The sequence below is a fragment of the Rhodanobacter sp. Root561 genome (genome assembly GCF_001427365.1).
GTDB lineage: Bacteria > Pseudomonadota > Gammaproteobacteria > Xanthomonadales > Rhodanobacteraceae > Rhodanobacter.
Window position 1 is genome coordinate 1,106,115 of record NZ_LMGH01000001.1, and the last position, 25,393, is coordinate 1,131,507.

The 25,393-nt window shown below is 66.9% G+C and carries 20 protein-coding genes; 11 read left to right on the forward strand and 9 right to left on the reverse strand.

What is annotated here, in order from left to right; translation table 11 throughout:
- Window positions 1-333: 333 nt before the first annotated feature.
- Both ASD55_RS04725 and ASD55_RS04730 read left to right on the forward strand, forming a co-directional pair.
- On the forward strand, window positions 334-1,371 hold the full coding sequence (locus tag ASD55_RS04725; protein ID WP_056717809.1) for a type IV pilus twitching motility protein PilT: 1,038 nt from the start codon (window positions 334-336) through the stop codon (window positions 1,369-1,371).
- A 154-nt stretch (window positions 1,372-1,525) separates the two neighbouring features.
- Window positions 1,526-2,695, forward strand: coding sequence for a PilT/PilU family type 4a pilus ATPase (locus ASD55_RS04730; protein WP_056717810.1), 1,170 nt, complete (start codon window positions 1,526-1,528; stop codon window positions 2,693-2,695).
- Between the two features lie 82 nt (window positions 2,696-2,777).
- On the opposite strand, the gene ASD55_RS04735 is transcribed toward ASD55_RS04730, so the two are convergent.
- The 7 genes from ASD55_RS04735 to gshB form a co-directional block, all read right to left on the reverse strand.
- Window positions 2,778-3,146, reverse strand: coding sequence for a BON domain-containing protein (locus ASD55_RS04735; protein ID WP_056717811.1), 369 nt, complete (start codon window positions 3,144-3,146; stop codon window positions 2,778-2,780).
- Between the two features lie 238 nt (window positions 3,147-3,384).
- Window positions 3,385-5,166, reverse strand: coding sequence for a hypothetical protein (locus ASD55_RS04740; RefSeq protein WP_056764055.1), 1,782 nt, complete (start codon window positions 5,164-5,166; stop codon window positions 3,385-3,387).
- 84 nt (window positions 5,167-5,250) lie between these two features.
- Window positions 5,251-6,177 (reverse strand): aspartate carbamoyltransferase catalytic subunit, encoded by a 927-nt coding sequence (locus ASD55_RS04745; RefSeq protein ID WP_056764057.1) that lies wholly within the window; start codon window positions 6,175-6,177, stop codon window positions 5,251-5,253.
- Between the two features lie 28 nt (window positions 6,178-6,205).
- Window positions 6,206-6,655, reverse strand: a complete 450-nt coding sequence (gene ruvX / locus ASD55_RS04750) for a Holliday junction resolvase RuvX (protein WP_056717814.1) — start codon at window positions 6,653-6,655, stop codon at window positions 6,206-6,208.
- Complete coding sequence (locus ASD55_RS04755; protein ID WP_056717815.1) at window positions 6,652-7,221, reverse strand: YqgE/AlgH family protein; 570 nt, start codon at window positions 7,219-7,221, stop codon at window positions 6,652-6,654. The genes ruvX and ASD55_RS04755 overlap by 4 nt, the downstream gene beginning before the upstream one ends.
- A 53-nt stretch (window positions 7,222-7,274) precedes the next feature.
- Window positions 7,275-8,141 (reverse strand): energy transducer TonB, encoded by an 867-nt coding sequence (locus ASD55_RS04760; protein ID WP_056764061.1) that lies wholly within the window; start codon window positions 8,139-8,141, stop codon window positions 7,275-7,277.
- Window positions 8,138-9,115 carry a glutathione synthase gene (gene gshB / locus ASD55_RS04765; protein WP_056764063.1) on the reverse strand — a complete coding sequence of 326 codons (978 nt, stop codon included), beginning with the start codon at window positions 9,113-9,115 and terminating at the stop codon, window positions 8,138-8,140. The genes ASD55_RS04760 and gshB overlap by 4 nt, the downstream gene beginning before the upstream one ends.
- A 355-nt stretch (window positions 9,116-9,470) precedes the next feature.
- On the opposite strand from gshB, the gene ASD55_RS04770 reads away from it, so the two are divergent.
- The 7 genes from ASD55_RS04770 to ASD55_RS04800 all read left to right on the forward strand — a co-directional run bounded on the left by ASD55_RS04770 (window position 9,471) and on the right by ASD55_RS04800 (window position 21,469).
- Window positions 9,471-9,881: a response regulator gene (locus ASD55_RS04770; RefSeq protein WP_274378300.1), complete on the forward strand. Its 411-nt coding sequence runs from the start codon at window positions 9,471-9,473 to the stop codon at window positions 9,879-9,881.
- A gap of 22 nt (window positions 9,882-9,903) precedes the next feature.
- On the forward strand, window positions 9,904-10,275 hold the full coding sequence (locus ASD55_RS04775) for a response regulator (protein ID WP_056717818.1): 372 nt from the start codon (window positions 9,904-9,906) through the stop codon (window positions 10,273-10,275).
- On the forward strand, window positions 10,272-10,811 hold the full coding sequence (locus ASD55_RS04780; RefSeq protein ID WP_056717819.1) for a chemotaxis protein CheW: 540 nt from the start codon (window positions 10,272-10,274) through the stop codon (window positions 10,809-10,811). The genes ASD55_RS04775 and ASD55_RS04780 overlap by 4 nt, the downstream gene beginning before the upstream one ends.
- 127 nt (window positions 10,812-10,938) lie before the next feature.
- Entirely contained in the window at window positions 10,939-12,969 is a 2,031-nt protein-coding gene (locus tag ASD55_RS04785) for a methyl-accepting chemotaxis protein (protein ID WP_056717820.1), read from the forward strand.
- A gap of 103 nt (window positions 12,970-13,072) precedes the next feature.
- Window positions 13,073-19,204, forward strand: coding sequence for an Hpt domain-containing protein (locus tag ASD55_RS04790; protein ID WP_056764065.1), 6,132 nt, complete (start codon window positions 13,073-13,075; stop codon window positions 19,202-19,204).
- Window positions 19,197-20,948 (forward strand): chemotaxis protein CheB, encoded by a 1,752-nt coding sequence (locus tag ASD55_RS04795; RefSeq protein WP_056764067.1) that lies wholly within the window; start codon window positions 19,197-19,199, stop codon window positions 20,946-20,948. The genes ASD55_RS04790 and ASD55_RS04795 overlap by 8 nt, the downstream gene beginning before the upstream one ends.
- Complete coding sequence (locus tag ASD55_RS04800) at window positions 20,945-21,469, forward strand: chemotaxis protein CheW (protein ID WP_056717823.1); 525 nt, start codon at window positions 20,945-20,947, stop codon at window positions 21,467-21,469. The genes ASD55_RS04795 and ASD55_RS04800 overlap by 4 nt, the downstream gene beginning before the upstream one ends.
- A 62-nt stretch (window positions 21,470-21,531) precedes the next feature.
- On the opposite strand, the gene ASD55_RS04805 is transcribed toward ASD55_RS04800, so the two are convergent.
- Window positions 21,532-22,266, reverse strand: a complete 735-nt coding sequence (locus ASD55_RS04805) for a 16S rRNA (uracil(1498)-N(3))-methyltransferase (RefSeq protein WP_056764069.1) — start codon at window positions 22,264-22,266, stop codon at window positions 21,532-21,534.
- 72 nt (window positions 22,267-22,338) lie between these two features.
- Window positions 22,339-23,742, reverse strand: a complete 1,404-nt coding sequence (locus ASD55_RS04810; RefSeq protein ID WP_056764071.1) for an adenosylmethionine--8-amino-7-oxononanoate transaminase — start codon at window positions 23,740-23,742, stop codon at window positions 22,339-22,341.
- Between the two features lie 67 nt (window positions 23,743-23,809).
- Between ASD55_RS04810 and ASD55_RS04815 the strand changes: the two genes are divergently transcribed.
- Window positions 23,810-24,595 carry a type II secretion system protein N gene (locus ASD55_RS04815; protein WP_056764073.1) on the forward strand — a complete coding sequence of 262 codons (786 nt, stop codon included), beginning with the start codon at window positions 23,810-23,812 and terminating at the stop codon, window positions 24,593-24,595.
- A gap of 15 nt (window positions 24,596-24,610) precedes the next feature.
- Window positions 24,611-25,387, forward strand: coding sequence for an inositol monophosphatase family protein (locus ASD55_RS04820; RefSeq protein WP_056764075.1), 777 nt, complete (start codon window positions 24,611-24,613; stop codon window positions 25,385-25,387).
- Window positions 25,388-25,393: the final 6 nt, after the last annotated feature.

Sequence of the window (25,393 nt, forward strand, 5' to 3'; positions counted from 1 at the left end):
CCGGAGCCGTCGCACTGCGGGCCGATTCCGTGGTGGGTGCGTCCGGCGACGGTCGCCATCGATCCGCCGGCGAAGGTCGGATCGCGGTTTTACGACAGACCGCGCAAACCGGGTCGACACTTTGCGCGCTGGCGGCTGGAAAGACTGGCCGCACAGCCGCTTGCGCGAGTAGTATCGACCCGGCTGCAAGGGGATTGGAACGGCTCGTCCGGGCTGCGAGGTGGCGCCAGGCAACATGCGTTGCGGCGCACCACGCCTGCGGACGATCGACGGTCCCGATTGCAGCGCCCGAATTCATGCCATCCAGACGCTCGGTTTAGGGGAAACGACTTCATGGACATTGCCGAACTGCTTGCCTTCTCGGTAAAGAACAAGGCCTCGGACTTGCATCTGTCCGCCGGGCTGCCGCCGATGATCCGCGTTGATGGCGATGTCCGCCGCATCAACATCCCTGCGCTGGAACACAAGCAGGTGCACTCGCTGATCTACGACATCATGTCGGACAAGCAGCGGCGCGACTACGAAGAGTTCTACGAGACCGACTTCTCGTTCGAGATTCCCGGGCTGGCCCGTTTCCGCGTCAACGCGTTCAACCAGAATCGCGGCGCTGGCGCGGTGTTCCGTACCATTCCGTCCGAAGTGCTGACCCTGGAAGACCTGGGTTGTCCCCGGGTGTTCAAGGAACTGATCGAACAGCCGCAGGGCCTGATCCTGGTGACCGGCCCGACCGGCTCGGGCAAGTCGACCACGCTGGCGGCGATGGTCGACCACATCAACAAGAACGAATACGGTCACATGCTCTCGGTCGAGGACCCGATCGAGTTCGTGCATACCTCGCAGAAGTGCCTGATCAACCAGCGCGAAGTGCATCGCGACACGCACGGCTTCAACGAGGCGTTGCGCTCGGCATTGCGCGAGGATCCGGACTACATCCTGGTCGGCGAGTTGCGCGACCTGGAAACCATCCGCCTGGCGCTGACCGCCGCGGAAACCGGCCACCTGGTGTTCGCCACCGTGCACACCAGCTCGGCGGCGAAGACCATCGACCGCATCATCGACGTGTTCCCCGCCGGCGAGAAGCCGATGGTGCGCTCGATGCTGTCCGAGTCGCTGCGCGCGGTCATCTCGCAGTCGCTGCTGAAGAAGGTCGGCGGGGGCCGCATCGCGGCGCACGAGATCATGGTCGGCATCCCGGCGATCCGCAACCTGATCCGCGAGGACAAGGTCGCGCAGATGTATTCGTCGATCCAGACCGGCCAGCAGTTCGGCATGCAGACGCTGGACCAGTGCCTGCAGGACCTGGTCAAGCGTGGCCTGGTGACCCGTCAGGAAGCCTCGATGTACGCCAAGAACAAGGACAGCTTCAAGTGAAGCGGGGATTCGGGAATGGGGAATCGGAAATCGTTGAAAAGTCGCGCGCCTTGTGCGGCTGCGGTTTGAACACTCGCCTCCCTGCAACCGACTTGCGCCGGACATCAGCTTTCCGATTCCCTATTCCCCATTCCCTATTCCCGGGGTTAGAGCCATGAGCGATTTTGATTTCACCTCCTTCCTGAAGCTGATGGTGCACAAGAAGGCGTCCGACCTGTTCATCACCGCGGGCGTGGCGCCGTCGATGAAGGTGCAGGGCCGCATCGTGCCGATCACGCAGAGCCCGCTCAGCGTGCAGCAGTCGCGTGACATGGTGCTCAACGTGATGACGCCGGGCCAGCGCGAGGAGTTCGAGAAGACCCACGAATGCCAGTTCGCGATCTCCGCCCAGGGCGTGGGTCGGTTCCGCGTCTCGTGCTTCTACCAGCGCAACTGCGTCGGCATGGTGCTGCGCCGTATCGAGTCGAAGATTCCGTCGATCGAGGAGCTGACCCTGCCGCCGGTACTCAAGCAGCTGGCGATGACCAAGCGCGGCATCATCGTCTTCGTGGGCGCCACCGGCTCGGGCAAATCGACCTCGCTGGCGGCGATGATCGGCTACCGCAACCAGAATTCGACCGGCCACATCATCACTATCGAGGACCCGATCGAATACGTGCACAAGCACGAGGGCTGCATCATCACCCAGCGCGAAGTCGGCATCGACACCGACACCTGGGATAACGCCCTGAAGAACACCCTGCGCCAGGCGCCGGACGTGATCATGATCGGCGAGGTGCGCACCCGCGAGGGCATGGACCACGCGATTGCCTTCGCCGAAACGGGCCATCTGGTGCTGTGCACCCTGCACGCGAACAACGCAAACCAGGCCATGGATCGCATCCTGCACTTCTTCCCGGAAGACCGTCGCCAGCAGCTGCTGATGGACCTTTCGCTGAACCTGAAGGGCATCGTGGCGCAGATGCTGATCCCCACTCCGGACGGCAAGGCGCGCCGCGTGGCGGTGGAAGTGCTGCTGGGCACGCCGCTGGTGCAGGACTACATCCGCCAGGGCGAGATCCACAAGCTGAAGGAAGTGATGAAGGAATCCACCCTCTTGGGCATGAAGACGTTCGACCAGGCCCTGGTCGAGCTCTATCACGCCGGCGAGATCAGCTACGAGGACGCGTTGCGTTACGCCGACAGTTCCAACGAGGTACGCCTGCGCATCAAGCTGGCGCAGGGCGGCGATGCGCATACCCTATCGCAGGGTCTGGACGGCGTGGAACTGGAAGAGACGCGCGATGGGAACAATCTTGGTGGTGCGAATTTCCTCAATCGCTGAGGCGCCTGCCGGATGAAGAAAAAGGCGCCCTGGGGCGCCTTTTTCGTTTCAGCAAGGTGGCATCGCCACCGTCATGCCGTGATCATTTTTCGGCCACGCCGACGGTGAGGCCGCTGGTGTCGACACTCTTGACGCCCTTGACGCTCCGGGCCACGCGCTCGGCGCTGTCTTTCTCCGCGGCGCTGGAAACGGTACCGCTGAGGGTCACCACGCCATCGTTGGTCGACACCGAGATGTCGGTGGCGGAAACGCCCTTGGTGGTGCCGAACTCGGACTTCACCTTGGTGGTGATCCAGGCATCGGCGGCCTTGTCGGGAACCGTCTGGTTGTCCGACGCCTTCTGCATCTGGCCGGCGTTGTCCTGGGCCATCACCTGGCCGAACGGAATGGCCGCGAAGCCGAACATCATGGCGGTGGCATAAAGGCTGGTGCGGATCTTGGAATTGCGCATATTGATCTCCCTGACTGGCGGTGAGGGCCTGCCGGTGGCAGGCGGGATGCCATGCAGCGGCTTCCTTGGGACATGGCACCAGCCGGAGGGTGAAAGGCATGTCGCCGCGACGCGCCCGGTTCAGTCCCCGATCACGGATGCGAACGGGATGTCATCGGCATGTTCGACATCTGTTTGTTGCGGGCACAAAAAAAGCCGGGACGCGACGGCGCCCCGGCTTCCGGTCCCGACGAGCGGGCTACTTCAGCACGGTCTGGCTGGTGATCACCATGCCGCTCTGGTCGACGTGCATCTCGGCATCGATGCTGTCGACCCGTTCGGCCTGGGCCTTCATCGCGGCGAACTGCGCCCTGGAACGGGCCAGTTCGTCGGCGGCGCTGGTGGCGTCGCTGCCGTCGTCGATCGACGGCTCGTCACTCTTGCCCAGCGTCGCGGTGGCAGCAGCCAGCGCGTCCAGTTTCTGTTCCATCAATTGCAGCCAGCTGACGTACATGGCGCCGCTGATGTGCATCCTCGTCATCTGGCCGACGTCGCCGCCGGGTTCCTTGAGCGTGTCGGCCAGGTGGCTGTCTTCGCCGGCACCGACGCCGAGCGCGAGCGCTTTCTCACTCATCGCCACCCATGCGGGCTGGCCCAGCATGCTGACCATGTCCTTGGGCAGCGCCTGCGGCGTGCCGTCGTGGCCCAGCTTCAGCTGGGACAGCGCGGGCACCATCATCTGGCCCATCGCCAGCAGTCCTTCGGGATTGCTGGTGCCGAGCACCAGGCGCCCGGTGAACGAAGGCATCGCGGAATCCTTGCCGGCGCTCAGCGAATCCAGCGCGAGGCGCACTCCCAACATGTCGCCGAACGGCGGAATCGCCGCCTTCTGCATGGCCGGGCCCAGCTTGGCGAAGCTGTCGTTGAGGTCGGTCAGCGAGGCACAGGTGAACGGCTTGGCGGCGACCGCGTCAGCCTGCGCCATCCAGAAGCCGCGCATGCTGGCGATCGGCAGCGCGATGCTGAGGTCGAACGGCGCGCTGCCGGCCTTGCCCAACCCGGGCAAGGCCACTTTCAGGCCGGCGAAGGCCTGGCTGATGTCGTCCGCCAGGGCGATGTCGACGCGGGCGTCCTGGTGCTTCGCATCGAGCTGCGTGTAGCCGAAGCTGATGGTGGGCACGCGGGCGGCGATGCGCGCCGCGTCCGCACTGCAGCTGGGCGAGGTCTGCAATTGGGTGGCCACCGGCTCGCCGGTCTTGGCCGACACCGCCTGGGCGCGGGCCTTCTGGATCGCATTCACCAGCGGGTCCTTGCCGCTCACCGCCAGCGGCAGCGCGCGGGTGAGGTCGAACTGGCCGACCAGCCACTTCTGGTAACCCTTGGCCTTGGCCAGGGTGGCCAGGCGACCGTCGTCCTGCAGGCTCTTCTGCGGACGGTCCAGTCCCAGTGCCTGGCGCAACAGCGCCGGCGAGGCATCGCCGGGCAGCAGCGCAGCGACCGCCTGCTTGCCGACGGTGGCCAGGATCATCTGCGTGCCCGAGGCGGCGGAAGTGAAGCGGCGATAGGACTGCTTGTCGAGGCTGGCAACTTCCAGCTTCTTGCCGTAAGCGGTTTCCAGCCGGCCGACGAAGGCGTCGAACGCGGCGGGGTCACTCAGGTCGAAGCGCGCGACCGGGGCCAGGCCCAGGCCATAGAACGCGGAATAGCCCTTGAGATTGATGCCTGCGCCTTCGGCGAAGGTTTCGATGGTCTTGCCCTTGAACTCGGCGTGCAGCGCGCGCAGCAGGCGTGCACCCTCCGGGTCCTTCGCGGCCAGCCGGTCGGCGGCGGCATCCAGTTGTGCCAGCTGGGATGGCAGTTGCGCATCGGCCTGCGCGAGCAGGGCGCCACGGGTGCTGTCGTCCATGGTGTCGAGATTGGCCATCACGTACGGCGTGTCCGCCGGAACGTAAGCCAGTGGTGCATCCTTGTCCTTGTGCCCGCAGGCCGCCAGCATGATGCCGGCGAAGCCCAGCGCGATGTATCGCGTCGTCGATCGCATGATGATCCCCAGTGTGGTGAATGCTGCGCGGGACATTATGCCCGCTTGCCCGGGGCCGTGCTGCGGTGCCGTAATCGCTGCGCTTCAGCGTGCCAGCACTTCGTTCAGCACGGCCATGCGCACGAACACGCCATTGCCCACCTGTTCCAGGATGCGCGACTGCGCGCCGTCGGCGACGTCGGAGGCGATTTCGATGCCGCGGTTGATCGGTCCCGGGTGCATCACCAGGCAGCCGGGGGCGGCCCGCGCCAGGCGCCGCCGGTCCAGGCCGTAGTGGGCGAAGTAGGCGGCCTCGTCGGGCAGCTCGATGCTGGCCATGCGCTCTTTTTGCAGGCGCAGCATGATCACCGCGTCGGCGCCTTCGATGGCCTCGTCGAAATCCTCATGGCGCGAGCCTTTGGGCACCTCGTTGGCATCAGGCATCAGCTCGGCGGGTGCGCACAGGCGGATCTCCTTCACGCCGAGCGCGTTCAAGGCGCTGATGTCCGAGCGCGCCACGCGCGAGTGCTTGATGTCGCCGCAGATCACGACGCGCAGGTTCTCCAGGTCTGGCCGATGCTGGCGGATGGTCAGTGCGTCCAGCAGGCCCTGGGTGGGATGGGCCCGGTTGCCGTCACCCGCATTGATCACCGACACCCCGCTCATGGCGTGGCGAACCAGCTCGTCCGGCGTGCCGGACTGCTTGTGCCGCACGATGATGGCGTCCAGGTGCATCGCTTCCAGCGTATGCAGCGTGTCGAACAGTTCCTCGCCCTTGCTGGTCGAGGACAGCCCGATGTCGAAGTTGATCACGTCGGCGCCCAGCCGCCTCGCCGCCAGCTCGAACGAGGTGCGGGTGCGCGTGGAGGGTTCGAAGAACAGGTTCAGCACTGTGCGTCCGGCCAGCACGTCGAGCTTGCGGGTGCCGTGGGCGCAGGCGTCGCGCAGGGCCTCGGCGCGGTCGAGCAGGCGCTCGATGGTCTCGCGCGGCAGGTTTTCCAGGGTGGTGAGGTGGCGCAGGCGAGGACTCATGGCGGGCGGTCTGGAGGTGGGAGGGGTTCTAGTGATCGGCGTCTGGCGCGCTGCTCGTCGTGGCCATGCCGAGCCAGCGCTCCAGCACGACCGCGGCGGCTTCGGCGTCGATGGCTGCCGCGTCGCGGCGTCGCTTCAGGCCCAGCGCGCGGGCGCCGGCAAAACGCTGGGCGGCTTCCTGCGAGCTGTGTCGCTCGTCGACCAGCACCACGGGCAGCCCGTAGCGCTCCTGCAATTGCGCTGCGAAACGGCGGGCACGACGGCTGGCCGGCTGCTCGGCACCATCCAGGGTCAGCGGCAGGCCGACCACGAGGGTGTCCGGTTGCCATTCGCGGCGCAGCGTATCGAGCCGGTTCCAGTCCGGTGTGTCGTCATGCACGGCCAGCGTGGCCAGTGCGCGGGCGCTGGCGGTGAAGCTGTTGCCGATCGCCACGCCGGTGATCTTGCTGCCGACATCGAAGCCGAACGCGCAACTCATGCGTGGCCCGCGTAACCGGACAACTGGCGCGGATCGACGCCGACCAACCCGGCCGCGGCGCTCCAGCGCTCTTCCAGTGGCGTGTCGAACACCACCCGGTCGCTGGCTTCGGCGGTCAGCCAGGCATTGGCCATCAGTTCCTGTTCCAGCTGGCCGGCGTCCCAACCTGCGTAGCCGAGCACCATGATCGCCTGGCGCGGGCCTTCGCCGGCGGCCATGGCGACCAGGATGTCGCGCGAGGTGGTGACCGACCAGTGGTCGTTGATGCGGTAGCTGGAATCCCAGGGGCCGGGCTCGCGATGCAGCACGAAGCCGCGCTCCTGTTGCACTGGGCCGCCGATCAGGACCGGCGCGTCGGCCAGTTCGCTGTCCGCGCACTCCAGCTTCATCTGGGCCAGCACGTCACCGAAGCTGTACTCGGAAAGCTGGTTGACCAGCAGGCCGACCGCGCCGTCCTCGTCGTGCTGGCACAGCAGGGCGACGCCGCGCGAGAACGGCGGATCGGCCAGGTTGGGCATGGCGATCAGGAAGTGCCCGGTGAGTGTCGATGGCTGCACGGCGGTCATGTGCGCATTGTAAGCGCAGTGCGGGTCGTTCGCCGAACCGCGAGCCGCAAGGTTCAGCGAGTCTGCAGCACGTTGTTCGGCTGGAAGCGCCAGGTGCGGGTGATGTTGAGCTGGTCGATGCGTTCGGCGCTTTTCGGGGCCGGCGGGAACGGGGCCGCCAGGCGCACGATGCGCTCGGCGGCGGCATCGAGCACTTTCTGGCCGGAGCTCTGGATGACTTCGATGGTCTTGATGCTGCCATCGAGGTTGAGCACCACGGTGAGCAGCACGTCGCCGTGCAAGCCCTGGCGGCGCGCCTCTTCGGGGTAGTTGAGGTTGCCCACCCGCTCCACCCGGTCGGACCAGCCCCGCATGTAGGCGGCGTAGGCGTATTCGCGGGTGCTGGCGGTGAGGTACTTCACCTTGGGCCGCTTGGCGTAGTCGACCTTCTTCTTGCGCAGTTCGGCGGCCAGTTGCGCGATGGCCTCGCGGCGCTTCAGTTCTTCCGCCGTCGGGGTCAGCTGGGGGTCCACCTGATCCCGGGCGGTGTCGCTGGTCACCTGGAAGTCGCTGGCGCTGCTGGTGGTGACCATGCGGGTCGGGGTGGCCTCGCGTGGCTGCGGCGTGGTGGCGTCGACGGGTTGCGCCGCAATCCCGGGGTCGGGCTTGGGGATCGCGCCGGAAAAAGGCGCCGACGGGCGCGCGGCGCGATCGTTCTGGCCGCCGCCGGTGTTGTTGGCCTGGGCCAGGAAGTCCGCCTTGTCCGGCGCCTGCCGGTTGGCCACGTTGACCAGGGTGACGTCCAGCGTGGGCAGGCTCGGCGAGGGCTTCACGAAGTGGAAGGTGATGCCCAGCAGCAACACGCCATGCAGCAGCAGCGAAAACAGGAAAGTGGCGCCGATCGGATCGGGCGGGGAGTTGACGCTTGCAGTGTGGCTCACGCGGCGCGGTTTCCGGAAACGTGCTGCTCGATGACGTCGAACAGCTGACCGGCAATGTTAAGCCCGAACTGGGCGTCGAGTTCACGTACACAGGTCGGGGATGTGATGTTGATCTCGGTCAGGTAATCGCCGATCACGTCGAGGCCGACGAACAGCAGGCCGCGCCGGCGCAGTTCGGGCGCCACCTGTTCGACGATCCAGCGGTCGCGATCGGACAGCGGAACCCCTTCGCCGCGCCCGCCGGCAGCGAGGTTGCCGCGGAACTCGTTGCCCTGGGGGATTCGCGCCAGGGCGTAGGGGACCGGTTCGCCATCGATCACCAGGATGCGCTTGTCGCCCGCGGTGATTTCCGGGATGTACTTCTGGGCGATCGCGAACTGGCGCCCTTCGCCGTGGGCGTCACCACCCAGCAGCGTCTCCAGCATCGAGTTGAGGTTGCTGTCGCCCGCCCGCGCCCGGAAGATGCCGCGGCCACCCATGCCATCCAGCGGCTTCAGCACCACTTCGCCGTGCTCGGCGGCGAATCGGCGCAGTTCGCCGGCATCGCGCGCCACCAGGGTCGGCGCGATGCATTGCCCGAATTGCAGGGCAAACAGCTTTTCATTGCAGTCGCGCAGCGAGCGCGGGTCGTTGACCACGGCCACGCCGCCCTGCTGGGCGACTTCCAGCACCATGGTGTCGTAGATGAACTGCGCATCGACCGGCGGGTCCTTGCGCATCAGCACCACGTCGAGCTGGCGCAGGTCACGCCATTGCGGCGTGCCCAGGGTATGCCAGTGGCCCGGATCATCACGGACCTCGAGCGTGGCCATGCGCCCCCACGGATCGCCGTTGCGCAGCGCCAGGTCGCCCTGTTCGAGGTAGTGCAGCGAATGGCCGCGGCGCTGCGCTTCCAGCAGCATCGCGAAGCTGCTGTCCTTTGCCACCTTGATTGCGCCGATGGGGTCCATCAGCACGCCGATCGCGAGGCTCATCGTGATTCTCCGGAATGGGCCGCCACGCGGAGGGGAGCGGGACAGCAGGCCGCTATATTAAGATGGAAGACCGCGGAGGCCATCACGTCACGACGCGGACGGCAGCGGTCGAGGCTGTCGTCGGTGGCCAGATGGTGCCACTATGGGTCACCTTGTGCAGTCCTCAGACAACACGGGTGATTATTGCTTGACAGTCTCGGCGGGCAGGCAGTAAACAGCAAAGCCATCGGAATCACCGTCCCAGAGCGGTTGCCGATGGCTCGTCAAGAATAAACTTTGCATGCGCACCGTCCGGCATGGACGTTGCATGTCGTGGTGCCTATCCTGAGCTCGGGGCGGGCCGCAGGGGGAGTGAGTGAATTTGAACGTGAGTGCTAACGATTTGGCTGGTCTCAAGGTCATGGTGATCGATGACTCGAAGACCATCCGCCGCACGGCCGAGACCCTTCTGAAGAAAGAGGGCTGCGACGTGCTGACTGCGGTCGACGGGTTCGAGGCTCTGGCCAAGATCTCCGACCAGAAGCCGGCGATCATCTTCGTCGACATCATGATGCCGCGGCTGGACGGCTATCAGACCTGCGCGCTGATCAAGAACAACCCCCAGTTCCGCGCCACGCCGGTGATCATGCTGTCCTCCAAGGACGGCCTCTTCGACAAGGCTCGTGGCCGCATCGTGGGTGCCGAACAGTATCTGACCAAGCCGTTCACGCGTGACGAGCTGCTTGGTGCCATCCATCGCCATGTCAGCACGGTATCGAGCCACTGACTGCAGATTCTGAGGGGGACCTGTGGCCAATATTCTCATCATCGACGACTCGCCGACCGACGTGCGCGTGTTCACCACCCTGCTTGAACGTGCGGGACACCAGGTGGCGGCGGTGAATACCGCCGAAGAGGGCATCGAGCGCGTGCGCAGCGATCTGCCCGACCTCGTCATCATGGACGTCATCATGCCCGGCATGAACGGCTTCCAGGCAACGCGCACGCTTACCCGCGATCCGAAGACCCAGAACGTCCCGATCGTGATGATCACCACCAAGTCGATGGAAACCGATCGCGTGTGGGGATTGCGCCAGGGTGCGCGGGCCTTCATCACCAAGCCGGTGAACGAAAAAGAACTGCTGGCCTGCATCAACGAATTGTTGCCGAGCGAGAAATGAACCAGTCCGTCAACCGCACCCCTTTCGAGATCCTTGCCCAGTACGAGCGGCTGTCGCTGGCTCACGCGTCGGACACGCAGGAAAAGTTCGAGGCGCCGGGACTGTGGCGCGGCATCGGTTTCCGGGTGGGTTCGCGCCTGCTGGTCAGCGGCATCGACGAGATCAACGAGCTGCTGGCCGTGCCCGTGCTCACCGCCGTGCCGGGCACCCAGCCCTGGCTGCTCGGCGTGGCCAATGTGCGCGGCAACCTGGTGCCGGTGATCGACTTCGGCCGATTCCTGTTCGGCGAGCGCACGCAGCACACCGACCGGACCCGCTTGCTGGTGGTGCGTCAGGGTGGCGGCAACGTGGCCCTGCTGGTGGACGAGGTGTTCGGCCAGCGTACGGTCGACGAGGAGCAGCGACGTGATGCCGGGCGCGAAGATGATCCGCGACTGGTGCGTTTCGCCGAAAGCCGGGTGGGCGAGCAACAGATGGCCATTTTCAGCATGAACCGGCTGGTGCGAGCGCCGGATTTCCGCCAGGCCGCCGCCTGAGCACACGCAGGCGGAAGTGGCATGGAGGGCCGGCGCCGGAACGGGCCGGAAACTTGGGACAATATTCCCTGGCCGGTATCCGCTGTGCGGGGCCGGCAATGCAGACAGTTAGACGGATGAGGTGAACATGAGCACTACAGGGGGCGTCAGCAGGGAACGCGGTTACACCGCACTCATTGTCCTGCTGCTGATTGCGATCGGTTTCGCGGCACTGGATTTCTTCCTGCTCAACCAGAAGAACAGTGAAGATCGCCAGGCGATCGCGCTGACCACGCAGATCCAGGTGCTGTCACAGCAGACGGCGAAGTTCGCGCTGGAATCGGCCGATGGCAACACCGACTCCTTCAAGGAGCTCGAGTCCACCCGCAACGCGATTGATTCCGCGGTGCAGCGGCTGAACAAGGGTGATCCCAAGGGCGGCATGCAGCCGTATGCGGACAACAACGTCACCCCCGCGGGTCGCGCCGTCAATGCGCTGGATGCTTCCTGGAGACAGCTCGACGCCGACATCGGCAAGATCCTGTCGAACAAGGCCGTGGTGCTCGACTCCGGACAGCGCGCCGCCACGCTTTCGCAGCAGATGCCCCTGCTCAACTCGAGCATGGAGCAGGTGGTCAACATCCTGCAGCAGCGCAACGGCAGCTCCGAACAGATGCTGGGTACCTCCCGCCAGATGCTGTCGGCTGACCGAATCATCCGCCGCGTGCAGGAAGTGCTGCAGGGTGGTGACAGCGCCCAGTCTGCCGCCGACGGCCTGTTCCGCGACGCGCAGTTGTACGGCAACGTGCTCAAGGGCCTGATCGAAGGCAACCCCGACAGCGGCGTGAAGCCGATCAACGACTCCAACGCCCGCAAGATCCTGACCGACATGGACGCCAGCTGGAACCAGCTGGCCGACCCGGTTTCCAAGCTGGTCGCCGCCGCCGGCAACATCGCCGACGTGAAGCGCGCCGGCAACCAGGCTTCGCTGGATTCGCAGACCGTGCTGCTGCGTGCAAACGACCTGTCCGAGCAGATCGGCAAGCTGCCGCTGCGTCGGCTGTTCCCGAACGTGTGGTGGGGCCTGCTCGGCGCGATCGCCGCGGTGGCCTTCGCCCTGTTGCTGGTCATCACCCTGGTGCGCGACCAGCGCAAGCGGTTCGCCCAGAGTACCGAGCTGAACCAGCGCAACCAGGAGGCGATCATGCGCCTGCTGGACGAGATGGGCTCGCTGGCGGAAGGCGACCTGACCGTGAAGACCACGGTGTCCGAAGACATCACCGGCGCCATCGCCGACTCGGTGAACTACGCCATCGACGAGCTGCGTTCACTGGTGACCACGATCAACGAGACCTCCGAGCAGGTCTCCTCGTCGGCGCAGGAAACCCAGACCACCGCCCGCCATCTGGCCAACGCGGCGGAACAGCAGGCACAGCAGATCAGCTCGGCCACCTCGGCCATCAACCAGATCGTGACCTCGATGGACACGGTGTCCAGGGATTCGGCCGAATCGGCCGACGTGGCGGAACGATCGGTGAAGATCGCCTCGCACGGCGCCGAAGTGGTGCGCGAGACGATCTCCGGCATGGACTCGATCCGCGACCAGATCCAGGAGACCTCCAAGCGCATCAAGCGGCTGGGCGAATCCTCGCAGGAGATCGGCTCGATCGTCGAACTGATCAACGACATCGCCGAGCAGACCAACATCCTGGCGTTGAACGCGGCGATCCAGGCGGCCTCGGCCGGTGAGGCGGGCCGCGGTTTCGCGGTCGTGGCGGACGAAGTGCAGCGACTGGCCGAACGCTCGACCAGCGCCACCAAGCGTATCGAAACGCTGGTGCAGACGATTCAGTCCGATACCAACGAGGCGGTGAACTCGATGGAACAGACCACCGCCGAGGTGGTCGCCGGTGCACGCCTGGCGGAGGATGCCGGTAGCGCACTGGGTGACATCGAACGCGTTTCGCACGATCTGTCCGCGCTGATTCAGAACATCTCGACCGCAGCACGCGAGCAGTCCGCGGCGGCGACGGATGTCTCCGTCTCGATGAACGCGATTCAGGAAATTACTTCGCAGACCTCGCAAGGTGCCAGCCAGACGGCCGACTCGATCGGTACGCTGGCACAGCTGGCGAGCGATCTGCGGCGTTCGGTGGCTCACTTCAAGCTGCCGGGTTGACATCGGCCGTGCCGCTTTCCGGCGCGATTGAGAAAAGCACAAGACAGGGGGCAGTCTCGATGGTTGCAGGATGCTGGCGTTGTGCAACCATTGAGAGAGGCGCATGAGACTTCAAGACCACATCGATTTCACGACGCTGCAATGGGTCAAGCCGGAGCTCGACGACACCTTGTCGATCGCCCGCGAGGCACTGGAGTCCTACGTCGACAATCCGGGCAAGCGCGATTTCATGCGCACCTGTGCCGACCATCTGCATCAGGTGCAGGGCACCTTGCAGATGGTCGAGCTGTACGGCGCGGCCATGGTCACCGCAGAGATGGAGGCCCTCGCCATCGCCCTGCTGGAGGACCACGTCGCCCAGCGCGAGGAAGCGTATGCCGCGCTGATGCGCGGCCTGATGCAGTTGCCCGACTACCTCGAGCGGCTTTCCAGTGGGCACCGCGACGTGCCGGTGGTGCTGCTGCCGCTGCTCAACGACCTGCGCGCCAGCCGTGGCCAGGAAGCATTGCCCGAATCGGCGATGTTCCACCCCAATCTCGACGCTTTCCTGCCCGAGCAGGCCCCGGCGGCGATGAGCGAGGCCTATGCCGAGGCGCATCGCGCCGAGCTGGTCGACCTGCGCCTGCGCTTCCAGCAGCAACTGCTCGGCTGGTTTCGCGGCCAGAACGCAGCGGTGCAGCTGGTCAACATGCGCAAGACCCTGCTGGCGATCACTGCCCGCTGCTATCACGTGCACGGGCGACGCCTCTGGTGGATCGCCGCCGGTGTTCTCGAGGGCCTCGAACAGGGTGCATTGAAGGGTTTCGCGGGCGAAGTACGCCAGTTGATCGGCAAGGTCGACCGCAACATCCGCCTGCTGATCGAGCAGGGCGAACACAGCCTGCGCGGTGGCGAGGCGGACGATGTCGCCTGCAAACTGCTGTACATCGTGGCCCAGGCCAAGCAGCGCAGCCCGCAGATGGAGCTGCTGCGCAGCACCTATGGTCTGGACGCCCTGTTGCCGGATGCCGGCGAACTCGAGCACGCGCGCGGCTCGATGGCGGGACATAATCGTGCCCTGCTCGATTCCGTTTCCCGTGCGTTGAAGGACGACCTGCTGCGCGTCAAGGAAGCGCTGGACCTGTTCCTGCGCCAGCAGAATGGCGACCCCGCCCAGCTGGCCGTGCAGGGCGAGGTGCTCGAGCGCGTCGGCGATACCCTGGGCATGCTGGCGCTGGCCGTGCCGCGCCGTGTGGTCACCGAACAGCGTCGGGTGCTCGACGAGATTGCCAACCGGCTGCGCGCCGCCGATGAAGAGACCCTGCTCGATGTCGCCGGGGCCCTGCTTTACGTCGAGGCCTCGCTGGACGATCACATCGAAAGCCTCGGTTCCGACGGCGAACCGGGCGCTGGCGATGCCATGCACGCGCTGCCACGCAGCGAGGCACTCGGCGTCGTCACCACGCTGATGCAGGAAGCCATCGCCAACACCGGTCGGGTCAAGGACGCGATCGTCGCGTTCGTCGAATCCGGCTGGGAGCACGATCGACTCGCCGGCGCACCGCTGCAGATGGATGAAGTGGCGGGCGCCATGCGCATGCTGTCTTCGCCCCGTCCGGCGGAACTTGCGCAGGGCGTGGGTCGCTTCGTCGATTACGAACTGTTGCAGGATCGGCGCGTGCCCAGCGGCACCCAGATGGATCATCTGGCCGATGCCCTGGCTGCCCTGGAGTATTACCTCGAGGCGGCCCGCGAGCATCGTGGCGGGCTGGAACACATCCTCGACGTGGCCGAGCACAGCCTCGGCCTGCTGGGTTACTGGCCGGTTCCCGCCCAGCGCGAAGTCAGCACCGCCCCTGTCGCAGCAGACGCCATGGCGCCGGCGGCGGGCCTCGCTGGCGTCGATGCGGAACATCCGGAACTGTCCGAATCGGTCAGCCTGCTGCCGGGCGTGGACCTCACCGGCCTGTTCGTGGGCGACAGCGGTGCTGCCGCGGCCCCGGCGCACGATCTCGACGGTCTGCGCCTGGCCCAGACCGAGGCGCCGGCACCAAACATGCTGGTGGGCGGTGACGCCCATGACGAGGATGGCGACTGGGTCGAGGTCGAGGAGGAAGTGGTCGAGCAGGTGCCGGTGCGCGATGCGCTGGCCGACAACACCCACTTCAACATCGACGCCGAAGGCATCGATGACGATATCCGCGACATCTTCCTGGAAGAGATGCAGGAGGAGATCGACAACCTGCTCGGCGCCGAGAAGACCTGGCTGGCTGATCCTGCGCAGACGTCTTCGCTGGTCAGCATTCGTCGTTCGTTCCACACCCTGAAGGGTTCGGGTCGCCTGGTCGGTGCCGGCGTGCTGGGCGAGTTCGCCTGGAAAGTCGAGGACATGCTCAACCGCGTGCTCGACAACAGCATCCAGCCCGATGCCAACGTGCAGGCGCTGGTGCGGCATGCCATCGCCGCGCTGCCCGGATTGCTCGCCGCCCTCAAGGGCGAAGGGCAGCCGAGCGCTCCGCTCAGCGCGATCATGCACACCGCCGAGCAACTGGCGGCGGGCAACCCGGCACGCCTGGAAGACCATGTGTCGACGGCTACCGAAACGGTCCGTCGCACCGTTCGTCGGCGGGTGCCGCGTCTCGACTCGACCGCGGCTTCGGTGCCGACGGCGGGCCTGGCCGGCATGGCTGGCGCGCTTGTCGAAGACGAGCCTGCCGCTCCGGACCACGCCATCGCGATGCCGGTGATGCCGCCGGTCGATCCGGTGCTGCTGGAAATCCTGCGCAGCGAGGTGGCCCAGTATCTGCAGACCATTCGTGGCGCGATCCAGCGTTGCGAGGGTGAACTGCCGGTCAGCGAGGAACTGTTGCGCGCCGTGCACACGCTGCACGGTGCGATTGCGATGGTCGACATCCCCTTGCTGACGCAGTTGCTGTCGCCGCTGGAGTCGCTGTTCAAGCGCCTGCGTGCCGCCAATCTGCCGCTGACCGCCGAGGGCGTCCGCCTGCTTGGGCAGTCCGTCGATGTGGTCGACCACGTCATGGGCCAGTTCGATGCCGCCGAGCCGCAACTGCCGAACGCGGACGTGCTCACCGCGCAGATCGTCCACATGCGCGACGATTATCCCGAGTCGCGCGTGGCGCACGTCGTGTTCGAGCCACAGATCGACGAGCTCGAGCCGGTGCAGCCGGCAACCCCGACCGATCATGCGTTTGTGGATCATGCGGGTGTCGACGAGGCGATCATGGCCGCTTCCCTGGAAGCCGGCATGGCCGAGGCCGCCGCTGCACAGGCGGCCGCGGAAGCCGAGGCCCGGTCGGCGGGGAATGATGCGCAGGACGTCCATCCGGATGATGCGCATCACGCCGAGGTGACCGCCGAGCTGGCGGCCGCGCTCGACGCGTTTGCCCCCGAGGAGGTGGCTGCCGAGCGCGCCGCAGCAGAACAGGCTGCCGCCGAGAAACTGGCTGCCGAGCAGGTTGCCGCGGAACGCGCTGCCGCCGAGAGGCTGGCCGCCGAGCAGGCCGCCGCGGAACGCATTGCCGCCGAGAAGCTGGCTGCCGAGCAGGCTGCCGCGGAACGCGCTGCTGCCGAGAAACTGGCCGCCGAGCAGGCCGCCGCGGAACGCGCTGCTGCCGAGAAACTGGCCGCCGAGCAGGCTGCCGCGGAACGTGCTGCCGCCGAGAAGCTGGTTGCCGAGCAGGCTGCCGCGGAACGCGCTGCCGCCGAGAAACTGGCTGCCGAGCAGGCTGCCGCGGAACGCGCTGCTGCCGAGAAGCTGGCTGCCGAACAGGCTGCCGCGAAGCGGGCCGAATCCGAGGCCGTGGCGAAGGTCGATGCCGCACCGGCGCCGGAGACCGCTCACGCCCTGGCAAGCCTCGGCCACATCGATGCCGACCTGCTGGAAGTCTTCATCGACGAGGCCCGCGAGATTCTGGACCACGCCGATGGCGTCCTGGCCCAGTGGCACGCCGATTCGGCCGACCTGTCGCACGTGGCCGAACTGCAGCGTGACCTGCACACCCTCAAGGGTGGTGCGCGCATCGCGGGTCTGATGGCGGTGGGCGATCTCAGCCACGCCATCGAAACCCTGCTCGAGAAGCCGATCCGCGACACGGCCAAGACCGCGCCGCTGATTTCCGCGCTGGAAGCGAGCTTTGACCAGTTGCACTCGATGGTGCAGCAGGTTTCGCAGGGTCAGGTGTCCGACTATCCGCAGGGCATGATCGATCATCTGCTGGCGCTGGCCGGTGAAACCACGTTCGCCGACGATGCCTCGCTGACCGCTGCGGTCATGGCGACTCCGGCCGTCGCAGCCGTGGCGCCTGCACCGCGTCAGGTCGCCGCCGACTCCGACCTGCCCGAGCTGATGCCCGAGGCCGAGGAAGAGGTGCGGTCGTCGCAGGAACAGATCCGCGTTCGCGCCGACCTGCTCGACAGCCTGGTCAACCATGCCGGCGAAGTGGCGATCTACCGTTCGCGACTGGAACAGCAGGTTGCCGGTTACCGCTTCAACCTGGTCGAGCTGGAACAGACGGTGGCCCGTCTGCGCAGCCAGCTGCGCATGCTGGAAATCGAAACCGAGGCGCAAATCATCGCGCGCTTCCAGCGCGAGCATCGCGAAGCGGGCCTCACCGTGTTCGATCCGCTCGAGCTCGACCGCTACTCGCAGCTGCAGCAGTATTCGCGTGCGCTGGCCGAGTCGGTATCCGACTTGGTGTCCATCCAGAACATGCTGGACGAACTGACACGCCAGGCCGAGACCCTGCTGATCCAGCAGTCGCGGGTCAGTACCGAGCTGCAGGACGGTTTGCTGCGCACCCGCATGCTGCCGTTCGACACGATGGTGCCGAACCTGCGCCGCACCCTGCGTCAGGCGGCGCAGGAAGAGCACAAGCAGGCCCAGCTGTACGTGGACGGTGCCCACGGCGAAATGGACCGCAACCTGCTGGATCGCATCAAGGCCCCGTTCGAGCACATGCTGCGCAACGCGATCGCCCACGGCATCGAGAGCCCGGCGGATCGCCGCAAGGCCGGCAAGCCGGTCGAAGGTTCGGTGCACATCACGGTGGCCCGCGAGGCGACCGAGGTGGTGGTGCGGGTCAGCGACGACGGTCGCGGCCTGAACCGCGAAGCCATCCGCAAGCGCGGCATCGAGCGCGGCCTGCTGCGTGCCGAGACCAAGCCGACCGACAACCAGTTGCTCTCACTGATCACCCAGCCCGGCTTCTCCACCGCAAGCACGGTGACCCAGCTGGCTGGCCGTGGCGTCGGCATGGACGTGGTCGCCAACGAGATCAAGCAGCTCGGCGGTTCACTGTCGATCGAGTCGGAAGAAGGCCAGGGCAGCACCTTCATCCTGCGCCTGCCGTTCACGCTCGCGGTGACCCAGGCCATCCTGGTGCGCATCGGCGAAGCGACCTTCGCGATCCCGATGACCTCGGTGCAGGGCGTGGCCCGGGTCAATCCGGAAGAGCTGACCGCCCTGATGGCGCAGGACGAGCCGTCGTTCAACTACGGCAACGAGGCGTTCGGCATTCATGATCTGGCCGAGTTGCTCGGTCTGCCGCCGGGTCTGCCGGCCGAAGACGAACAGCAGCCGCTGTTGCTGACCCGCGCAGGCGACCTGCGCGCGGCGATCCGCATCGACGCGGTGCTGGGTTCGCGCGAGATCGTGGTGAAGTCGGTGGGCCCGCAGATCAGTTCGGTGCCCGGCCTGCTCGGCGCCACGATCATGGGCGACGGCTCGGTGCTGATCATTCTCGATCTGGCGCCGCTGGTGCGTCATGGCATGATCCGCCGCGACCAGCGCCTGTCCGAAGGCCTCAGCGCGGTGCAGGCGCCGGTGGTCGAGGAAGTCCAGGTGCGTCCGCTGGTGATGGTGGTCGACGACTCCATCACCATGCGCAAGGTCACCGGGCGCGTGCTGGAACGCCACGAGTACGAGGTCAGCACGGCAAAGGACGGTGTCGATGCGCTGGAGAAGCTGCATGAGCGCGTGCCCGACCTGATGCTGCTCGACATCGAAATGCCGCGCATGGACGGTTACGAGCTGGCGACCCACATGAAGGCCGACCCGCGACTGCGCGACGTGCCGATCATCATGATCACCTCGCGCAGCGGCGACAAGCATCGCCAGCGAGCGTTCGACATCGGCGTGGATCGTTACCTCGGCAAGCCGTACCAGGAAGCGGAGCTGCTGGTGCAGATCGGCGAAGTATTGGAGCAGCGAGCAACGGAGCCTGTTCATGACTGAAATGGCGCCGGCGGTTGCCCTGCTGTTTGACGATACCGAACTGGTTGGCCAGCTGCGCGAGGCGCTGCAGGAACGTGGTGCACGCATCGTGCACGAGGGCGGGGTTTCCAGCCTGAGTCGTGAACTGCTGCGGCAGGTGGGCGCCGACGTGCTGGTCATCAACCTGGACGACAGCGCCGACGATGCGCTCGATCACCTGTACGACGTGATCGACGACGAACGCCCCCGGGTGGTCTTCAATGATGCGCAGGCCAGCCGCTCGCTGGCCGGCTGGGATCGCGACCGCTGGGCGCGACATCTGGCCGTCAAGGTGCTGGCGGCCGGTGATGTGGACCCGCCGCGCCCGGACGGTCCACACCTCGTCGACACGCCAGCTGCCGTGGCTTCGCCGCCGACCGTGACGCCGACTCCCGTCGCTGCCGCCGAGCCCGTCGAACCGGCTGCAGCGCCGGAGCCGGTGGTCGATGAAGTGATGGATGCCGCCCCGGCGATGGTGGAAGCGGAACCCGACGCGGACGATTTCCTGCCCGTGCACGACGACGCGGATGGCCAGCACGAACAGATCGCCACCGCCGAATCGGAGAACCTGGCGGCAGAGCTTGAGGCCTTGCTGGCCTCCGGTGATTTGCCCGCCGAAGACGAGGTCGGCTCGGGCCCCGGCCTGCGTTTCGTGGATGACCTCGAGCCGCCGCCCCTCCACGATGGCAATTTCCATAATGCAGGCGCGGCCGGGCCGGCAGCGGACTTTGACGTGGTGGCGACCGTTGACGCGCCGCCAGCGGAAGCAGCGCCGGTGCTGGCCAGCGTGACGCCGCCGACGTTCCAGATCGATCATCTCGAGCTGTCTGCGCTGGTCGATACCGACGTGGCGACGACGCCAGCTTTGGCGCCGCATCCGCTCATGGCCGATAACGCGCCGGGCGTACGCGCGCCGGATGCATGGAGCTTGGTCGATGAAGACGCGGAACCCGCGCCAGCGGCACCCGAGAAACCCGATGCCGGCATGTTCGGCATCGAGAAGATGAGCGCGGCCGATTTCCTTGCGCCCGACGCCGACGCGGTCGCGGCGGACATCGAGCCGGTGATGAGCCTCGAGCTGGTTTCGATGGAAGAGGCCGTCGCGCCGCAGCCGTACGAGCGCGTGCCCGACCACGCGATGGTGCTGGACGAACTGGGCAGCGCCCTGAGCCGGGTGGTGGTGCTTGGCGCCGCCACCGATGGCGTCGACTCGGTCTGTGCCTTCCTGGCGGCGTTGCCTGTGACCACGCGGCTGACCTTCCTGCATACCCAGCACGTGGGCGAACAGTCCGATGTGGCGCTGGCGGAGAAGTTCAAGGCGCATTGCGCGTTGCCCGTGCGACTGGCCGAACAGGGCCGTCGCGCCGGATCGGGTGAGGTGTTGATGGTGCCGGCGGGCCAGCAGGTGCGCCTGCGCCGTGACGGCAGCATCGAGCTGCAGGCCACCGGTGGCGAGTCCGCCGAAGCACCGTCGATCGACGCCAGCCTGACCATGGCGGCGAGCGTGTTTGGCCGTGATGCGCTGGCGATCGTTTTCGCGGGGCGCGGCAACGATGCGGTGGCCGGCGCGCAGGCGGTCCACGATCGTGGCGGCCAGGTCTGGGTAGAGTCGTCGTCCGGGGAACATTTCGCTGACATGGTCAGCGGGATCTTCGCCGAGCGGCTGGTCAGTTTTTCCGGCACGCCGACCGAGTTGGCGGCGCGCCTGATCGAGGTGTTTCCATGAGTGATCCGCTGCCGCGTGAAATCCGCTGCGTCCTGGTGCCGGTAGGCAACCAGCGCCTGCTGTTGCCCAACGCCAACATCGCCGAAGTGATCACCCAGAGCACGCCCGAGCCGCTGCCCGGCGCCCCCGCTTGGATGCTGGGACGGATCCAGTGGCGTGGCTGGCGCGTGCCGCTGGTGTCGTTTGCCGAACTGGCCGGCACCGAGGCGGGCGACGCCGACCTGAGCGTGCGCGTGGCCGTGTTGAAGGCGCTTGGCGGCAACCCGAAGCTGCCGTTCATCGCGGTGCTGACCCAGGGCTTTCCGCGCCTGACCACGTTGAACGCCGAGCTGATCATTCCCACTCATGATGGCAAGCCCTTGCAGCCGGGCGTGCGCGCCCATGTGCTGGTGCGCGATGACGTGGCGATGATTCCCGACCTGGAATGGATCGAAGCCACCTTGCTCGACCTGTACGACGATTCCGGCGTGATGGACGTCGTCGAGACGGTGGAAGACGGCTCGATCGACGCCGACGACTGAGCTGTCGCGGCTTTTTCAAGTTTCCGGGACGAGTCTCGTGGCGGTGATTTCGCGACGGTGAATCAGCCGTCGCCGTGCAGCGCCTGCAGGGCTGCCATGGCAGCCAGTCCCGCCGTCTCCGTGCGCAGGATGCGCGGGCCCAGTCGCAATCCCTCGAAACCGGCGCGGGTGAGCGCGTTGATGTCGCGCTCGCCCAGGCCGCCTTCCGGGCCGATCACCAGCAGGCCGCCGGCGGCGCCGAAGCGCAGCTCGCGGGCCGAACGGGCGCCCTCCGGCAGCAGGGCAAGACGCAACGCACCGTCATCGGCGAGCCCGGCCAGCCAGCCGGCCAGCGGCTGTGCCGGGGTGATCTCGGGCAATCGCGCGCGTCCGCATTGTTCGCAGGCGCTGGCCGCGACCGCACGCCAGTGGGCCAGCCGCTTTTCGGCACGTGCAGGGTCCAGCTTCACTTCCGAACGCTCGGTGAGCAGCGGCACGATGCGGACGGCGCCAAGCTCGGTGGCCTTCTGCACGATCAAGTCCATCTTCTCGCCCCGCGCCACGCCCTGGGCCAGGGTCAGCGGCAGGGGCGACTCGTTCTGCACGGGCAGCTTCGCGTCGATCCGTACTCGCAGGTCGCGCTTGCCCAGCGCCACGATGGTCGCGTCGTAGTCGCTGCCGTCGCCGTTGAACACGGTGAGCGGGTCGCCCGCATTCATGCGAAGCACCCGGCCGACGTGCTCGGCGGCCTGGGCCGGCAAGGCGATTTCCGCCGAGACGCTGAGTGGCTGGTCGAGGTGGATACGGATCGTGCGCATGGGAACCGGGTGGCATGGAGCGGTCGCCCAGCATAGCGCGGGCGCGTGCCCTGGACAGGCCTCGCGCCTCGTTCAGTGGCAGACGGCGCGCTCGATTCCGGCAATGGCCGTGTCGACCAGCAGGTCGATTTCCGCCATGCTGACCACGTAGGGCGGCATGAAATAGATCACGTCACCCAGCGGTCGCAACAGCACACCGTGCTCCAGGCCGTGCAGGTAGACGCGCAAGCCCCGACGCTGCTGCGCCGGGAACGGTCGCCGGCTGGCCTTGTCGGCGACCAGTTCCACCGCCGCGATCATGCCGGTCTGGCGCACGTCGGCGACATGCGGGTGATCGCGCAGGGCCTCCAGCCGGCGACCCAGATGGACGGCCAAATGGCGGTTGCGTTCCAGCACCGGTTCGTCGCGGAAGATCGCCAGCGTCTCCAGCGCCACGCGGCAGGCCAGCGGATTGCCGGTGTAGCTGTGCGAGTGCAGGAATGCCTTGCCGGCACTGTGTTCGGCGTAGAACGCCTGGTAGATCGCCTCGCTGGTCAGCACGGCCGACAGGGGCAGGAAGCCGCCGGTCAGTCCCTTCGACAGGCACATGAAATCCGGTGACACGCCGCCGCTGCGCCCGGATGCTGCAGGGGCCTGTTCGCAGGCGAACAGCGTGCCGGTACGGCCGAAGCCCACGGCGATCTCGTCGGCGATGAAGTGCACGGCGAACTCGTCGCACAGCGCGCGCAGGCCGGTGAGATACGCCGGGTGATACATGCGCATGCCGCCGGCGCATTGCACCAGCGGCTCGACGATCACCGCGCAGGTTTCGTGCGCGTGCTGCTCGAGCAGCACGCGCAGGGCGGCGAGGGCACGCGCGGCCGCCTGTTCGGGCGATTCGCCGGGTTCGGCCTGATAAGTATCCGCCGACGGCGCCAGGAACGGCGTCAGCAGCAGCGGCGCGTAGGTCTTGCGGTACAGCGCGACATCGCTGACCGACAGCGCGCCCAGGGTCTCGCCGTGATAGCTGCCGGTCAGCGCGATGAAGCGGGTCTTCTCGCCGTGGCCCTGGTTGAGCCAGTAGTGGAAGCTCATCTTCAGCGCCACTTCGATCGCCGCCGAGCCATTGTCGGCGTAGAACACCCGATCCAGTCCGGGCGGCGTGATCCTTGCCAGCTCTTCGGCCAGCGCGATGGCCGGTTCGTGGGTGAAACCGGCGAAGATCACGTGTTCGAGCGTGCGCGCCTGCTCGGCCAGGGCTGCGGCGATGCGTGGATTGGCGTGGCCGAACAGGTTGGTCCACCACGAACTGATGCCGTCCAGGTAGCGCTTGCCGTTGGCATCGACGAGCCAGGCACCCTCGCCCCGCACGATCGGCAGCATCGGCACGCTGTTCGAGCCCGTTGGGTCGTGGTCGTGCATCTGGGTGCAGGGGTGCCAGACATGGCGCAGGTCGCGCGCTGCGAGCGCGCTGTTGCCGTTTGCGAGGTTGGTCATCCGGCTATCATCGGTGCAGCGCGACGGTCGCTCAAGCCCGCGCATCGTCCCACCTGGAATTCCACGCTTGAAGTCATTGCGAACGTGCCTGATCGGTTTCGTCCTGTTGCTGGTGCTGGCCGCCGCGCTGCTGTGGTTCCTGCCCGCGCGCTGGGCGCTGCCGTGGATCGAGCCGTCGCTGCACGGCATCCGTCTGCAGCAGGTCAGCGGCAGCATGTGGAACGGCCATGCCGGCGCGGTGGTGACGGCGGAGGGGCGGACCCGCGGCCAGTTGCAATGGCAGCTGTCACGACGCGCCTTGCTGGGGCAGCCGCGTCTGCACTTGGATTTCGATGGGCCGCAGCTGCAGCTTTCGGGCGGGCTGGAACGCCTGCCCGGTGATGAAGTGGAAGTGCGCGACGCGAACGTCCGGGCAAGCTCGACGGCGATCTGTCAGGAACTCGCCACGCCCTGGGGGAAACCGCGGGGCGAATTGCAGCTGCAGGTTCCCCACGCGCGGCTGCGCGCAGGCTGGCCGATGCAAATGGACGCGCAGGCGAGCTGGCACGACGCGGTCATGCGGACGCCGCAGGGCGACGTCGCACTGGGTGAATTGCAGGCCACCGCATGGGCGCACGGCGGGGTGATCGACGTGCAGTTGCGCGACTCCGGCAACGGCCCGCTGCAGCTTGCCGGCGAGCTGCAGCTCAGCCCGCTGGGCTGGCGACTGGACGCCACGCTGCGCGCCCGACAGACTGATCCGATACTGCGTCGCTGGCTGGCCACGCTGGCGGCACCGGCGGCGGACGGCAGCACGCACATCCGGCGCCATGGCGGACTGGCCGCCAATGCGCCGCCAGCGCCTACCCACTGAAGGAACGAGACCCGCATGACTCCCGATATCGCCGCAACAGCCCTGGCAGCCGCCCGCGACGCGGCAGCGGCGGCCGCCGAGGTGATCCGCCACTATTGGCGTCGTGGCGTCGAGGTGGAACTGAAGTCCGACGCCACGCCGGTCACCGTGGCCGATCGCGAGGCCGAACAGGCGATCCGGAAGATCCTGCAGGCCGCGTTGCCGCAGGCGTCGATCTACGGCGAGGAGTTCGGCCTGGACGGCGAGCGTGGCGGCCTGCTGTGGCTGGTCGATCCGCTGGACGGCACCAAGAGCTTCGTGCGCCGCACGCCGTTCTTCTCCACCCAGATCGCCCTGATGGACGGCGACGACCTGGTGCTCGGCGTGTCGAGCGCTCCGGTCTACGGCGAGACGATGTGGGCCAGCGCCGGCGAAGGTGCCTGGCTGGACGGCGAACGTGTACGCGTGGCGTCGACCGGCGAAATGAGCGCGGCCTCGATTTCCACCGGCAACATCCGGACCCTCACCGGCGACTCCCGCTGGGATGCGCTGGGCGCGCTGATCCGCGACAGCAACCGGATCCGCGGCTACGGTGACTTCTGCCACTACCACCTGCTGGCGCGCGGCAGCCTCGATCTGGTGATCGAGTCGGACGTGAACATCCTCGACGTGGCGGCACTGGCGGTGATCGTGCGCGAGGCCGGCGGCGTGTTCACCGACCTGGACGGCGCTGCGCCGGGGCTGGACACGCGCAGCGTGCTGGCCGGCACGCCCGCGATCCACGCGCAGGCGTTGCAGCGCCTGCGGCGCTGAGCCACG